Raw genomic sequence first — 13,573 nt, forward strand, 5'->3', positions numbered from 1 at the left:
GTTACGAAGAAGGAGGTCGTGTAGGCCGTACCTCTACTTTACTGGGAAGCGTTCTTGCCGGCAACTGTAGCAACTGTACCACCATTTGCCCAATATCCTCTATTTGTATTTTCCAGGCATCGGAGTCGTCGGGTTCATTTCCGTTAAAATGGGTAGCCACACTCCCCGGCATGATGGTCGTGGTTTTAATGTCATATTTTCGAAGGTCTAACATGGCAGCTTGCGTAAATCCCGTAACTCCAAATTTACTTGCGTTGTAGGCGGCGCCTCCTGCAAAGAAATTGGTGCCCGCAAGGCTAGAAATTGTCATGTAGTATCCCTTGCTTTTTTTGAGGAACGTTAACGTAGCTTTCAAGGTGTAAAAAACACCGGTTAAGTTGGTATCAATCGTTTCCTTCCATTGTTCTGGAGTGAGCGTTTCCACATTATCAAAATGCCCCAGACCTGCATTCGCAATAACAATATCGATGGCCCCAAATGCTTCTACTGTTTTTTCGACGGCGTGCTCCTGACTCGCAAGATCGCGAACATCTGCCTCAAATCCTTTAACATAGGCCGAATCGTTGCCGTATTCATTTAATCTGCGAACTGCTTCCTGAGCCGCGTCCTGGCTTCGACTGGTGATTGCAACGTGTACTCCCTGTTTCAAAAGCGCCTGCGCAATGCCATAACCGATTCCTTTGGTGCCCCCTGTGATAAAGGCTACTTTTCCGTGTAGTGTACTCATCGTTCTGTTTTTTTCAAAGGTAAGGGCTAGCCGACGGCTACCTTGCTAAATAATCCTTAAATTTACCCTATGAAATATCTCCTTGCTTTGATTATGGGTAGCGTCTTCGGAATGGTTTCCGCACAACCGCAATTAAAGAATATCAAAGACCTGTCTTCCGAATTCGCCTTTGAGATCCGCTATGCGACCCCTAATAATTTCATGAAGGAAACCCTCTACCCCTGTGCTGTTTGCATCTTACAACCGGAAGTTGCCGAAGCGCTCAACCGGGCCAATGAATATTTTTGCAAACAAGGGTATCGTATAAAGATCTTTGACTGCTACCGCCCGGAAGACATTCAGAAAATGATGTGGGAAAAAGTACCCAACGCTGCTTATGTGGCCAACCCCTATGACAAAGGTTCGATTCATAATAAAGGCGCTGCGGTAGACATCACCTTGGTCACTTTAGACGGTTGTTATGTAGAAATGGGAAGTGACTACGATTTCTTCGGAAAGGAAGCGCATATCGATAACTATAATTTTTCAGAAGAGATACTCGCCCATCGGAGGTTGTTAGCCGAGGGCATGCAAAAATTTGGTTTTCAAACCATTCGAACCGAATGGTGGCACTTCAGCTATCAAAAAAACTACGGCTATCCAACCTTGAATGAACCGCTACCCTGCGATTAATCGGTTGAATTCTCTTGTCGCAGTCGAAGAGGAATATCCCGTTCGCTCTTGTATAATTTCAGTTCGGTAATATTCGCCGGCAAATTGAAGTCGGCTTCCTCCAAAGCTTGTTTCACTTTTTGAATCACCCTGCCTCGTAGCACTCTTGATGCCATGCGGTAATCGATGGTATGCACCCAAAACAACACTTTTAAATTGACGGTACTGGCCGCTAATTCGTCTTCAATTACAAAGTTATCATGAATATCGTCCTGCACGATCTCGGGATGCGTATCCAATATATTCTGAATGAGCAGTTTCGCATCTTCAATAGAATCTTCATATCCGATACCCACCACAAAATCCACGCGAAAAAAGCCATCAGCCGTGTAGTTTTCAACCGGGGTGGTTAATACATCACTATTTGGAATGTAAATATCCCTACCATCAGGTGTTTTAATGTGGGTATATCTAAAATTCAACGCTTTCACTTTTCCGAAGTGATCGGTTACCAATATGGTATCGTTGATGGAAAACGGTCGATTGAACGCCAAAATAATTCCGGCCAAGAAATTCTTTCCGATGTCCTGAAACGCAAACCCTAAAATAATGGCAGCACCTCCAGCCGCTGTTAAAATTCCCGTTGCCACTCCTTTTAATCCGGCGACATCCAACGCCAACATGATAACCACTAAAATGAGTACTATTTTCACCGCTTGGGCTAAAAACCGCGCCATTAGCGGATCTTCGGCTCGTTTTAAGAAACGTTTCTTAAAAAAATTTGTGAGAAGTTGTGCCAGGAGAATGCCTGCCACAATAATAAATATACCCAGTGCTATGCGCGGAAGAATATCAATGAAATGTTGGTAATATTCTTCCACCGACTGGCTAAGGCGTTCGCTCGTATTGGTTTCTTGCATACTTAGAGTTCATTTTTAAAAGTACGTGCTTCTGCAATGCTTTGCACTTAAAATAGTCTTAAAATTACGGCTCCTTAAATTCATATGGTATCTTTGCAAAAAAGTTTTTACATGGACCTATCGGTACGTACGTTCAAAATCATCAGCACCTTAGAAGCCATTTCTTTTCTGGTGTTGCTAGGTATTGCCATGCCGCTGAAATATGTCTGGGGCCTTCCACAAATGGTGCGTGTGGTGGGGATGGCACACGGACTCCTTTTTGTGGCCTATCTGGGAGGCGCTTTGTATATGAAAGAAAAACTAGGCTGGAACTGGAAGACACTTGGTATCGTGGCCCTTTGTTCGGTGCTACCCTTCGGACCATTCTACGCTGAGAAAAAATATCTGTAATGGAGCGCGAAACCGTTAAAATATACGTACAATGGGGGTACGAGTTTTTGGTGTCACAAGGAATGAATCCCTATTGGGCCATGATCATCAATACGCTTGTGGCAACGGTGGTGGTAGCGCTATTAGTGACCTTGCTGGATATTATCACGCGAAAGGTTATTGTTCAGGTTTTTAAGGCGTTCAGCAATAAAACAAAAACATCGTTCGACGACTTCCTCGTAAAAAGTAATTTTCCAAGATTTATTGCGCACTTTGTACCGCTTGGAATCGTATGGTGGCTGCTCCCCATCCTATTTGAAGCCTACCCTTCCCTTCAAAGGGCGCTCTCCATAATATTGGAATTATACCTCGTGGTGCTTTGTATTTTAGTATTTCGAAGCATTCTACGCACGCTCAATAATTATCTGAGATACAGTAAAGAAAGTTATAGTGATAAACCATTAGAAAGCTATGTGCAGGTACTAATGATCTTTGCCTGGGGGGTTGGCGTCTTCTTTTTTGTCAATTTGCTTACAGGGTATAGCATCAAGAGTTTGGCCACGCTGGGAGCGGCCTCTGCGGTACTCCTTCTGATTTTTAAAGATACTATTCTTGGTTTTGTGGCTAGCATTCAAATTTCGGTCAATGACATTGTGCGCATTGGTGATTGGATCACGTTTAGCAAATATGGCGCCGATGGCTACGTAACCAATATTAATCTAGCCACGGTAAAAGTTCAGAACTTCGATAATACCTATACCACCATCCCCACTTACAGTCTCATTGCAGATTCGTTTCAGAATTGGCGAGGAATGCAAGATTCTCCGGGGCGTCGTATCAAACGATCTTTGTTTATTAAACAACGTTCGGTAAAGTTTCTTTCTTCGGAAGAAATAGAAAACCTAAAAAAGATTCAACTCATAAAACCATACTTAGAACATCGCGAACGCGATGTAAACAAGTACAATCGTGCCACGGAAGCGGACAAATCACTATTAATCAACGGGAGGAATCAAACCAATCTTGGTGTCTTCCGTAAATACGCCGATGCGCTTTTGCATGAAAACCCAGCCATTAATAAAGATATGTTCTTGATGGTACGCCACCTTCCGCCTACTTCTGAAGGCATCCCTATTGAGATCTTTTGCTTCAGTTACGACAAACGTTGGGAGAATTACGAGCATATTCAGGCCGATATTTTTGATCATCTTATCGCTGCGATTCCGTATTTCGATCTTGAATTGCACGAGGTGCCTTCCGGTAGTGACCTTGCTAAACTTACGCTAAAGGATACGGGCGAGACCGATTAATTCTGTATCTTCCCCCAACCAACCAAATCAAAATGCTTAGAAAATTTCTTCAATTCTTTGGCGGACTTGCCATTGTACTTACCCTATTTCGGTTTATTGCTTTGGACTATTGGTGGGTACGTATGTTCGATTTCCCTCATGTGCAACTTACCGTATTGGTGGGAGTTGCGTTAGCCACCTATTTCATACGATTTGACAGAACCTGGAAAAAAGATTACCTCTTTGTTCTTATGCTGCTGGCTTGCTTTATCTATCAGGTCGTACGAATCATTCCCTTTACTCCCCTCGCTGCTTATGAGGTGCTGGATACGACGGAAGATGATGCCAACCAACAGCTATCCATTTACTCGGCGAACGTGCTTCAGAAAAATAAAAAAAGAGCGCAACTACTTCAAGAATTGCAAACCACAGACGCCGATGTCTTGTTATTCATGGAGACGAATACCGCCTGGCAGCAAGAAATCACTGCGGTTTTACCAGAAAGCTACCAATACCGCGTAGAATATCCGTTAGACAACACCTACGGAATATTAATGTATTCAAAGAAAGAGCTCATTAGTCCGGAAGTAAAGTTTATGATCGACGACAGCATCCCTTCTATTCATACGAGATTGAGGTTAGACAACAATGAGATCGTTCAACTCTACGCCATTCATCCCACTCCACCCATGCCAATGCACAACCCCATGTCTACCGATAGAGATCAGGAAATGATGCTTACGGCAACTTTAGCGAGACAGTCAGATCTACCGGTAATAGTACTGGGCGATTTTAACGATGTAGCGTGGTCGCAAACCACGCGGCTTTTCCAGCGGGTAAGTGAATTATTAGACCCTCGGAAGGGGCGCGGACTGTTTAATACCTATAATGCAGACAACCCAATATTGAGGTGGCCCTTAGACCATTTGTTTGTTTCGAAAGAATTTCGAGTGGTTGCCATTGAACGCGGAAAAGATATTCATTCCGATCATTTTCCCATCTATGCGAAACTGAGTCTCGAGCCCAAAGGAGCTGCTGAACAAGCCCCGAAACCTCCAAACCAGCAGGATTTAAAGGATGCGAAAGAGCAAATCAAAGGCAATCAATTCAACCTGTCGATTGATCCTCTTCAGTAGTATTGGAAAGTCGGTCTTTCACAAATTCAATTTCGGTTTTTCCATGCGGTAAGGGCAGTCCGTTGTCTCCTAATCCCACCATGATAATTTTTTCTATGGTAATGATCACGGCACGGGTCATCTTGTTACGTACCTCACAGGACAAGGTAAGCGAGCTTTTTCCGAAGTGAAGCACGTCAATACCTATCTCAACGATATCGCCTTGTTTAGCGGAACTTATAAAGTTAATTTCGCTCATGTATTTGGTCACCGTACGCGGGTTTTCCAACTGAATGATGGCATAGAGTGCTGCTTCTTCGTCAATCCATTCCAGCAATCGTCCTCCAAAGAGTGTTCCGTTAGGATTAAGATCTTCCGGTTTTATCCATTTTCTTGTGTGAAATCTCATAGGTCAATACGGGGTTTTCGGGTTGCTAATGGTTGGTATTTTCAAGGCAGTCCCAAACCGATCATTGGCGGCTTTAATAAAGTGTGTGGCGAGCAAGGGAGAGGCTCGTTCGATATTCTGGTGAATAAAAAAATAAATGTGCTGCAATCCTTGATCAAGCCACGATTCCAGACGATTTATCCAATCCTCTAATCGGTTATAGTCACTAGAATGATTGGCACCATTGTACCGAATAAAAGCACTTGGAGAGGTGAGTCTCATATGCATGAGGTCTCTTCTTCCAGCGGTATCCACAATGATATTCGTCACCTGATATTTTTCCAGTAGCGTATAGAGTTCTTCCGCTACGGTGGGATCATTGAACCAATCGGTATGTCGAAACTCTACTGCAATACGAATATCGTTAGGAAAAGCTTGAAAGAAAGGTTCTAGACGATCTATATTTTTGGGGCCGAAGTTGCCGTGCATTTGCACAAAAAACAGTTCCAGTTTCTCCTGTAGGTTGGAAGCATTCAGTAAAAAATCAGAAAGGTACGCTTCAAACTCGTTCAAGCGCTTCCAGTGCGTAACCCCTTGAAACATTTTCGGAAAGAATCGAAAATCAGGCGGCGTCTTTTCATACCAAGAAGCAAATACTTCCGAAGGAAAAATCCTATAGAACGTAGCATTCAATTCGATGCTGTTAAACTGACGGCTGTAATAGGTTAATTCATCTTTGGTGCCCCGCGGATAGAACCCTTTTAGATCGGCGCGGTTCCATTTGGCGCAACCCACGTAGAGCTTTGGTTTTGACGGCTTTTTTTGAGTCGACAATACTTTCGCCGTACCCGGATGATCTGATGGCAGTGTAAAGTCGACTGCCTCCGGATTGGTAACTTTTCCAAATTTCATGATCAAAGTTTCCATAAAGGTAGCCTTTTTAAAATGTTAAAAAGAAGGAAAATTGGAAGCAATCTGTAACATTTTTATGATCCATATGACGTACCTTTACGTAAAACCATAACAAACAAGTAATGAAAATCACAAGAACCTTATTTATTGCCGTATTGTTAATCGCTATGGCACCGATGGCATCTGCTCAAACCGCTGATGAGATCATCGATACGTATTTTGAAAATACGGGTGGAAAAGCCAATTGGGAAAAAATTACCTCCATGAAGTCTACCGGTAAGGCTTCTTTTGGTCCACAAGAGTTTCCTTTCACCCAATACATGATGGCCGATGGCCGTATGGCAGTGACCATCTCTTTACAGGGTCAGGAACTTACTCCTCAGGCCTTTGACGGCGAAAACATGTGGGGTACGAACTTCCAGTCAATGCAGGCGGAAGCGCAGGACTCTGAAACTTCAGAAAACTACAAAAAGAACGAAGCGAAAGATATGCCGGATGTATTCCTTAACTACAAAGACAAGGGATATACTGTAGAAAAATTAGAAGATGACACTATCGAAGGTACAGAGGTATTTGCCATTAAACTTACCAAGAATCCGATCATGGTAGATGGTAAAGAAGAAGAAAGCGTAAGTATCTATTATTTCGATAAAGAAAATTTTGTACCGATTGCTACGGAAACGACCATCAATGCCGGACCTCAAAAAGGAATGACCGCACAAACCGTGTTTAGTGAGTATTTAGAAGCGGGTGATGTCTACATGCCGCATAATATTACGCAAAAATTCAACGGACAGGTTGGTCAGTCGATTACCGTTGAAAAAATCGAGATCAACCCTGATATCGACGACAGCATTTTCGAAATGCCTGAAAAAAAATAAACATTGTATACCTATAAAAAATCCCCTGTATCCTGCTGGGGATTTTTTTTAACCAAAAACCAAAAACATGAAAAAGCTACTACTTACATTTCTGTCGTTGGCCCTGCTTCCTTTGATGCAAGCCAATGCTCAGGAAGAGGTTTCTTTGCAAGGCAAGGAACTCTTTGGCGGCATGCAAGCACGGCACATTGGCCCTGCGTTGATGAGCGGCCGTATCAACGATTTAGAAACACATCCTACCAATACCCGAATTTTTTACGCTGGCTCCGCCGGTGGCGGGGTTTGGAAAACCAACGATGGAGGCGCTACCTTTTCCCCTATTTTCGATGACCATGTACAGTCTATTGGAGTCGTAACCCTAGACCCTAAAGATCCAGATAAGACCATCTGGGTAGGAACCGGAGAGACGTGGACGCGTAATTCGGTGTCCATTGGTGACGGTCTGTATAAATCAACAGACGGCGGTTCCAACTGGAAAGAGATACCGGGATTTGAAAACAGCGAGCGTATTGCTTCAATTGTGATCAATCCAAACAATACAGACGTAGTGTACGTGGGAGTACTTGGAGCACTATGGGGAGACAGCGAAGACCGCGGTGTATATAAGTCGACTGACGGCGGTGCTACCTGGAAAAAGGTACTGTACATTGGGCCTTCCACTGGAGCCGGGGATGTCATTATGGATCCCAAAAATCCAAATGTACTCTATGCTTCCATGTGGCAATTCCGTAGAACCGGATGGGGTTTTAACTCGGGTGGAGAAAACAGTGGTCTCTATAAGTCAACCGACGGCGGTGCTACCTGGAACAAAATTCACAATGGATTTCCTAAAGGGAAACTAGGACGAATCGCTGTGGCTGTTGCGCCTAGTGATGGAAATATTTTGTACGCGGTGTTGGAAACTGAGGATAAGTCGAAAAACGGACTTTGGAAATCGTCGGATGCAGGTCAAAGTTGGGAACATCTCAACAATGATTTCGGCCTAACGGTGCGTCCTTTCTACTTCTCACGAATTACCGTAGACCCCAGAGATCCAGACGTAGTGGTAAAAGGAGGACTAACAGGTTCTATTAGTCGCGATGGCGGAAAGACCTTTAAGCCTCTTGGAAATATGCATAGTGATATTCACGATATTGTATTCCACATCAATGACAGCGATATTATCTACTCTGGAACGGATGGAGGCGTGTACCGCTCTTGGAATGGAGGAACTACTTTTGAAATCGTAGAAGACCTGCCATTGTCTCAGTTTTATCAGATTAGTGTTGACGATGCCGAACCATACAATGTATATGGTGGTTTGCAGGATAACGGAAGCTGGTACGGGCCTTCGTCTTCTCCAGGCGGAGTGAATGCGCGTGATTGGAATAGCGTAGGTGCCGGAGATGGTTTTAGAGTATTGAAGCATCCAACCAAGAATATCATTTATTCCGAAATGCAGGGCGCTGAGAATGTATGGCGCTATGATGTAGATCGCAATAAAACAAAAACGATCCAACCCTTGCCACAAAAAGGGGATGCCGAGTTACGGTTCAACTGGAATGCGCCTATGGCGGTAAGTGCTCATGTGCCTGATCGATTCTATATGGGAAGCCAGTTTGTACACAAATCGGATGATATGGGAGATACCTGGACCATCATTTCCCCTGATCTAACGACCAATGATCCTGCAAAACAAGATCAGTCGAAGTCTGGCGGACTTTCCGTAGACAACAGTGGTGCTGAAAATCACACGACCATCTTTACAATAGCGGAATCGCCGCTAGATCCGAATATCCTTTGGGTAGGTACGGACGACGGAAATGTACAAGTAACTACCGATGGCGGGAAGTCTTGGAGTAATGTCACGGCGAACTTAAATGGAGTTCCAAAAAACACTTGGGTGTATCATATTGAAGCCAGTGTGCACGGAAAAGGAACGGCTTACGCTGTTTTTGATGGTCATACTTCTGGCGATATGAAACCCTATGCGATGAAGACCACCGATTACGGAAAAACCTGGAAATCGATTGTTTCAGAAGACATTCAAGAGAATGCCTTTGTACGTAATATTCAGGAGGATTATGAGAATGAGGACCTGTTGTTCCTGGGAACCGAGATGGGATTATATGTAACCATCGATGGCGGAAAGAATTGGTCTAAATTCACCAACAACATGCCTTCTGTGGCGGTTCACTTTATCGACCTGCAAAAACAAACCAACGACTTGGTGATGGGTACCCATGGACGCGGTGTCATTATCATTGATGATATTAGTCCGCTGCGCGAATTAAACCAAGACGTATTGGCCAAAGACGTTCACTTTTTTGAAACCGAGCCATTCACCATGTCTGAAGAAAGCGGTTTTAGTGGTAGTTTTGGCGGAGAAACACAGTTCGTTGGGCAGAACAAGCCTACTTCGGCGCGTATCGCCTACTATCTGAAAAAGCGCCACACGTTTGGAAAAATGACTATGGAAGTTCAGGATATGGAAGGAAATAAGGTTGCCAACCTTGTGCCAGGAAAGTCAAAAGGAATTAATATCGTGAATTGGGATTTCAATAAGAAGGCACCGAAGATGGCGGAAGCCAAAACCATTTCTTTTGGAGGGTTCACCTCCCCTAGAGTTCCTGCCGGAAAATACAAGGTAGTACTCACCAAGGGCAAAGATACCTATGAGCATACCTTAGACTTGAAATACGACGAGAAGGCATTGACCACTCTGGCTGAGCGTAAAAAACAGGAAGAGATGACCACTACCATGTTCAATATGGTGGAAGACCTGGCCTACATGGTATACGAGATCGGGACGATGCAAGACAAGGCTCAGGAAGTCATGGAAAATGATGCCAAAGGCAAGAAAGTGGCTGAAAAGTACTATAATGCATTGGAGGCGCTTCGGAAAGACCTGGTAATTACTACCGGTGATAATTATGTTGCTTCCGCAGAACCAGAGCTACGAGAACGCATGGGAGAGTTGTACGCCAATGTAGCGAGTAGTTACGACCGTGTAAGCGGGGCGCAGCTACAGAACTATGAAGTAATCAATGCTGAATTTTCGGAAGCCAAAGAACGGTATGCTGAAATTCAGAAAAAGGAAGGCGCGAAGTTCATGAAGTATTTAGAGAAGAACAACATGGAAGCTCCAAAACTTGATTCAAAAGAAGACTTTTTGGACGCAAAATAAGCTCATATCTAATGGAAATGGAAAAGCCCTGCGATGCAGGGCTTTTTTTACTTTATATATACCGTCTTTCTGTTGCAGAACTCCCGAATACCATGTGCGCTTAGTTCACGGCCGTAGCCACTTTCTTTGACCCCTCCAAAGGGCAATCGGGGGTCGCTTTTTACTAATTCATTGATGAAGACAGCACCTTCCTCGAATTGGGAAACAAATTTTTCAGCAGCCTCCACATCTTCCGTAAACAGAGATACTCCCAATCCAAATTTCGATGTATTCGACAGAGTAATCGCTTCCTCTATATTTTTAAACGTGGTAATGGATAATGCAGGACCAAACGTTTCTTCTGCAAACATTGCCATCTTTGGCGTCACATCTTTGACCAAGGTAGGCTCATAATACGCGCCTTGACGTTTTCCTCCCAACAATAAGGTAGCCCCCGCTGCGATAGAATTGTTGACTTGTTGTTCGAGATCTTCCGCGAGATCGGTACGTGCCAAGGTTCCTATAAACGTGTCTTCCTCGGCTGGGTCACCACTTTTCAGTTCTCTAACGGCAACAACCAGTTGTTCGATAAATTCTTCTGCAATGGAAGCCGCCACCAATAGCCGTTTTCCGGCGATGCAACTTTGCCCCGTATTTTGAAAGCGCGCTTGTACGCACGTAGCCACCGTGGCTTCGATATCACAATCTTCCATAACAATCAGGGCATTATTCCCTCCTAATTCCAAAACCGACTTCTTTATTTGCGAACCTGCTTTTTCGGCAACCGCCGCTCCGGCAGGCCCGCTACCGGTTAGGGTTACAGCTTTCACAATAGGATTTTCGAGTACAGGAGCAATAGCATCACTACTAGCCAGTAAGGTGGTAAAGCAATGTTCTGGAAAGCCGGCACGTTCAAATATCTTCTGAATATTCAAGGCACAACCAAATACATTTGAAGCGTGCTTTAAAACTCCAATATTTCCAGCCATCAAGGCGGGTGCCGCAAAACGAAAAACCTGCCAATAGGGATAATTCCATGGCATCACCGCAAGCACTACACCCATGGGTTCGTAAGCGACATAACTTTTGGAAGCATCGGTATCGATTATTTCGTTGGCCAGATGCTTTTCCGCAGTATCGGCATAATATTCACATACCCAGGCGCATTTTTCAATCTCAGCCATGGCCTGCTGAATTGGTTTTCCCATTTCGGCCACCATGGTTTCTGCGTATTCTTTTTTATTTTTAGTTAGCTCGGCAGCAGCAGCCTGCATAAGTTTCTTCTTTTTTGTATACGGAACACTTTTCCAGGACTCAAAACGCTGCTTTGCCTTTTCGAGCAAGTCTGAAACTTCCTTTTTCGTGTGAAGTTTGTAGTCGGTTATTTTAGAACCGGTGTATGGATTAATGGAAGTTACGGAAGCCATAGTTGCTGTTTTCTTTTCAAAGTAATTAAAGTATAAGGAACATCGAAGCGATTAAGAATAGTTTAACGGCTGACATTGTTGATAGTCTTGTGCATAACTATCGGCATATTCGGAAGCAAGGGGTAAGCAATTTTATACCTTTAGTCAAACCCACTCATTATGGATTCCAGAGATACTGTTTTACGACAACTACGTCCCGACATTCCATCTGCACAAATTTTTGACAGCATGTCTTCTGAAGAGCGCTTTCAGAATGAAACCTTGCGCCCTATTGCCAAGCTACAAAACGATTTGTTGATAGAAGTCTTTCGGAATTATGTTCGGAAACACAAGAATGTTTTTTATGATCTTTCCATTGAAAAGCGCATGGATTACATTGAAAATGCCATACACAAGGACATGAAATTCAGAAACTCCCTCAAAGGCATCATTATTGGACAATTCACGCTCCCTGAGTATTGCAATTACATCGAAAATTCATCGGCGCTAAACAAACGCATGATGAATATTGTCAAGGAGCGGCTAAAAAGCAATGTTCAACTACTAGAATACGCTTACGCTCATTAATCTAGAAGCGATTCGCCATTGAGATTTGTGGTTAATACCATGCTCATGTAATCAAAGAAAGGTTGTAGCAACCTGAAGTATTCGACTACCCTATCTTGAAATTTTGGAGCCATTACCGCTTCGTCGGTAAACGAATGAGATACAAAGTAGCTCCGATGCCTAATAAGGTCTATGTTCGAAGCATCCTTTTGAAACCCTTTTGGTGCTGTCTTTACGGGGTCACGGGCTACAAACCCGTCAAATATTTTCGAAAAATCAGGCTGAGCAAGAATCGCTCGAATAGGAGCCGCATCCATCTCAAATTCTTTGCGAATGCGAAGCAAATCGGCTGGCTCTGGCTTAAAAAATCCGCCTGCGAGTCCGCTGTTTCCCGGTTCGATACGCAAATAGTAACTTCCTCGACGCGCTTCCCCTGCTCGTATAAAGCGAACACTTCGGTGCGCATTGTAAGGTGCCTTATTCTTACTGAAGCGAACGTCGCGATTGATTCGGAACAATTTGGTTTTCGCGATCCTATCGGTTTCATTGAGCCGTGCTTCGATTTCGGCATAGAATCGCTTTAGCAGCTTCTCGTTCGCTTTGTATTGTGACCGGTGTTCTTCCATCCAGTCGCGATGGTTGTTTTCTTTTAATTCCTTCAGAAATAGAAAGATATCAGGGGGTATCTGGGTCATGAGATATATTTGACATAAAGATACAGTTAAAAATTTTCCTTACATTTAAAACAACAACCAATCAATTCTCTTTCTTATGACCACCACAAAACCCAACACTGCTTTCTGGATTATTGCCGTAGTCGCTATTCTTTGGAATATTATGGGCATTTTTCAATACCTGGCGCCCATCCTATTACCAGAGATGGTTAATGAAGCCTATGGTACCGAAGAACTGGCCATTTACAATGCCTTGCCCTCCTGGTATCAGATCGTTTTCGCCATTGCGGTATTTTCGGGATTTTTAGGTTCGTTACTGCTCATAGCGCGAAAAAAGGCAGCCAAACCACTATTCTTATTGTCACTTGTGGCGGTACTTGTACAGATGGGATATTGGCTTTTCGCAACGGATATCATGGAATTACACGGTATTCAGGCGGCGATCATGCCCCTGATTGTGATCACCATTTCAATATTCCTCTACTTTTATAGTAAGGGAGCCCTGCAAAAAGGATGGTTGCGATAAGCG

Annotated in this window: 14 protein-coding genes; 8 read left to right on the forward strand and 6 right to left on the reverse strand. The window is 43.8% G+C overall.

Annotated elements, in window-relative coordinates:
- Nucleotide 1 precedes the first annotated feature (1 nt).
- A complete protein-coding gene (locus tag PO830_RS00495; RefSeq protein ID WP_272851566.1) occupies nucleotides 2–727 on the reverse strand; it encodes an SDR family oxidoreductase in 726 nt (241 codons plus the stop codon).
- Nucleotides 728–796: 69 nt separating this feature from the next.
- On the opposite strand from PO830_RS00495, the gene PO830_RS00500 reads away from it, so the two are divergent.
- The gene (locus PO830_RS00500; protein WP_272851567.1) at nucleotides 797–1,399 is read left to right on the forward strand and encodes a M15 family metallopeptidase; all 603 of its coding nucleotides are present in this window, start codon (nucleotides 797–799) and stop codon (nucleotides 1,397–1,399) included.
- Here PO830_RS00500 and PO830_RS00505 read toward each other — a convergent pair.
- Nucleotides 1,396–2,298 carry a mechanosensitive ion channel family protein gene (locus PO830_RS00505; protein WP_272851568.1) on the reverse strand — a complete coding sequence of 301 codons (903 nt, stop codon included), beginning with the start codon at nucleotides 2,296–2,298 and terminating at the stop codon, nucleotides 1,396–1,398. The two genes, PO830_RS00500 and PO830_RS00505, sit on opposite strands and share 4 nt — an antisense overlap.
- Nucleotides 2,299–2,409: 111 nt before the next feature.
- Here PO830_RS00505 and PO830_RS00510 point away from each other — a divergent pair, with 111 nt between their 5' ends.
- The 3 genes from PO830_RS00510 to PO830_RS00520 are packed head-to-tail and all read left to right on the forward strand — an operon-like array spanning nucleotide 2,410 to nucleotide 5,092.
- Entirely contained in the window at nucleotides 2,410–2,688 is a 279-nt protein-coding gene (locus PO830_RS00510; RefSeq protein ID WP_272851569.1) for a DUF3817 domain-containing protein, read from the forward strand.
- Entirely contained in the window at nucleotides 2,688–3,977 is a 1,290-nt protein-coding gene (locus PO830_RS00515; RefSeq protein ID WP_272851570.1) for a mechanosensitive ion channel family protein, read from the forward strand. Before PO830_RS00510 ends, PO830_RS00515 begins: the two co-directional genes overlap by 1 nt.
- A gap of 32 nt (nucleotides 3,978–4,009) precedes the next feature.
- Nucleotides 4,010–5,092 carry an endonuclease/exonuclease/phosphatase family protein gene (locus tag PO830_RS00520; protein ID WP_272851571.1) on the forward strand — a complete coding sequence of 361 codons (1,083 nt, stop codon included), beginning with the start codon at nucleotides 4,010–4,012 and terminating at the stop codon, nucleotides 5,090–5,092.
- Here the strand turns inward: PO830_RS00520 and PO830_RS00525 are convergent.
- Both PO830_RS00525 and PO830_RS00530 read right to left on the reverse strand, forming a co-directional pair.
- Nucleotides 5,064–5,480: an acyl-CoA thioesterase gene (locus PO830_RS00525; protein ID WP_272851572.1), complete on the reverse strand. Its 417-nt coding sequence runs from the start codon at nucleotides 5,478–5,480 to the stop codon at nucleotides 5,064–5,066. The genes PO830_RS00520 and PO830_RS00525 overlap by 29 nt on opposite strands.
- Before the next feature lie 3 nt (nucleotides 5,481–5,483).
- Nucleotides 5,484–6,371: a DUF72 domain-containing protein gene (locus PO830_RS00530; protein ID WP_272851573.1), complete on the reverse strand. Its 888-nt coding sequence runs from the start codon at nucleotides 6,369–6,371 to the stop codon at nucleotides 5,484–5,486.
- A 122-nt stretch (nucleotides 6,372–6,493) separates the two neighbouring features.
- On the opposite strand from PO830_RS00530, the gene PO830_RS00535 reads away from it, so the two are divergent.
- On the forward strand, nucleotides 6,494–7,252 hold the full coding sequence (locus tag PO830_RS00535; RefSeq protein WP_272851574.1) for an outer membrane lipoprotein-sorting protein: 759 nt from the start codon (nucleotides 6,494–6,496) through the stop codon (nucleotides 7,250–7,252).
- Between the two features lie 67 nt (nucleotides 7,253–7,319).
- Complete coding sequence (locus PO830_RS00540; RefSeq protein WP_272851575.1) at nucleotides 7,320–10,418, forward strand: WD40/YVTN/BNR-like repeat-containing protein; 3,099 nt, start codon at nucleotides 7,320–7,322, stop codon at nucleotides 10,416–10,418.
- A gap of 47 nt (nucleotides 10,419–10,465) precedes the next feature.
- Here PO830_RS00540 and PO830_RS00545 read toward each other — a convergent pair whose 3' ends face one another.
- Complete coding sequence (locus PO830_RS00545) at nucleotides 10,466–11,824, reverse strand: NAD-dependent succinate-semialdehyde dehydrogenase (RefSeq protein WP_272851576.1); 1,359 nt, start codon at nucleotides 11,822–11,824, stop codon at nucleotides 10,466–10,468.
- 159 nt (nucleotides 11,825–11,983) lie between these two features.
- Here PO830_RS00545 and PO830_RS00550 point away from each other — a divergent pair, with 159 nt between their 5' ends.
- Nucleotides 11,984–12,391, forward strand: a complete 408-nt coding sequence (locus tag PO830_RS00550; protein ID WP_272851577.1) for a glyoxalase — start codon at nucleotides 11,984–11,986, stop codon at nucleotides 12,389–12,391.
- Here PO830_RS00550 and PO830_RS00555 read toward each other — a convergent pair.
- The gene (locus PO830_RS00555) at nucleotides 12,388–13,065 is read right to left on the reverse strand and encodes a DUF2461 domain-containing protein (RefSeq protein ID WP_272851578.1); all 678 of its coding nucleotides are present in this window, start codon (nucleotides 13,063–13,065) and stop codon (nucleotides 12,388–12,390) included. The two genes, PO830_RS00550 and PO830_RS00555, sit on opposite strands and share 4 nt — an antisense overlap.
- Nucleotides 13,066–13,141: 76 nt before the next feature.
- On the opposite strand from PO830_RS00555, the gene PO830_RS00560 reads away from it, so the two are divergent.
- The gene (locus PO830_RS00560; RefSeq protein ID WP_272851579.1) at nucleotides 13,142–13,570 is read left to right on the forward strand and encodes a hypothetical protein; all 429 of its coding nucleotides are present in this window, start codon (nucleotides 13,142–13,144) and stop codon (nucleotides 13,568–13,570) included.
- The last annotated feature ends 3 nt before the right edge of the window (nucleotides 13,571–13,573 follow it).

It is taken from the genome of Altibacter sp. HG106 (assembly GCF_028561755.1).
Taxonomy (GTDB): Bacteria; Bacteroidota; Bacteroidia; order Flavobacteriales; family Flavobacteriaceae; genus DFVG01.

Coding starts and splice junctions, on each gene's coding strand:
- PO830_RS00495 (WP_272851566.1), bottom strand. CDS start 727: ATGAGTACACTACACGGAAAAGTAGCCTTTATCACAGGGGGCACCAAA.
- PO830_RS00500 (WP_272851567.1), top strand. CDS start 797: ATGAAATATCTCCTTGCTTTGATTATGGGTAGCGTCTTCGGAATGGTT.
- PO830_RS00505 (WP_272851568.1), bottom strand. CDS start 2,298: ATGCAAGAAACCAATACGAGCGAACGCCTTAGCCAGTCGGTGGAAGAA.
- PO830_RS00510 (WP_272851569.1), top strand. CDS start 2,410: ATGGACCTATCGGTACGTACGTTCAAAATCATCAGCACCTTAGAAGCC.
- PO830_RS00515 (WP_272851570.1), top strand. CDS start 2,688: ATGGAGCGCGAAACCGTTAAAATATACGTACAATGGGGGTACGAGTTT.
- PO830_RS00520 (WP_272851571.1), top strand. CDS start 4,010: ATGCTTAGAAAATTTCTTCAATTCTTTGGCGGACTTGCCATTGTACTT.
- PO830_RS00525 (WP_272851572.1), bottom strand. CDS start 5,480: ATGAGATTTCACACAAGAAAATGGATAAAACCGGAAGATCTTAATCCT.
- PO830_RS00530 (WP_272851573.1), bottom strand. CDS start 6,371: ATGAAATTTGGAAAAGTTACCAATCCGGAGGCAGTCGACTTTACACTG.
- PO830_RS00535 (WP_272851574.1), top strand. CDS start 6,494: ATGAAAATCACAAGAACCTTATTTATTGCCGTATTGTTAATCGCTATG.
- PO830_RS00540 (WP_272851575.1), top strand. CDS start 7,320: ATGAAAAAGCTACTACTTACATTTCTGTCGTTGGCCCTGCTTCCTTTG.
- PO830_RS00545 (WP_272851576.1), bottom strand. CDS start 11,824: ATGGCTTCCGTAACTTCCATTAATCCATACACCGGTTCTAAAATAACC.
- PO830_RS00550 (WP_272851577.1), top strand. CDS start 11,984: ATGGATTCCAGAGATACTGTTTTACGACAACTACGTCCCGACATTCCA.
- PO830_RS00555 (WP_272851578.1), bottom strand. CDS start 13,065: ATGACCCAGATACCCCCTGATATCTTTCTATTTCTGAAGGAATTAAAA.
- PO830_RS00560 (WP_272851579.1), top strand. CDS start 13,142: ATGACCACCACAAAACCCAACACTGCTTTCTGGATTATTGCCGTAGTC.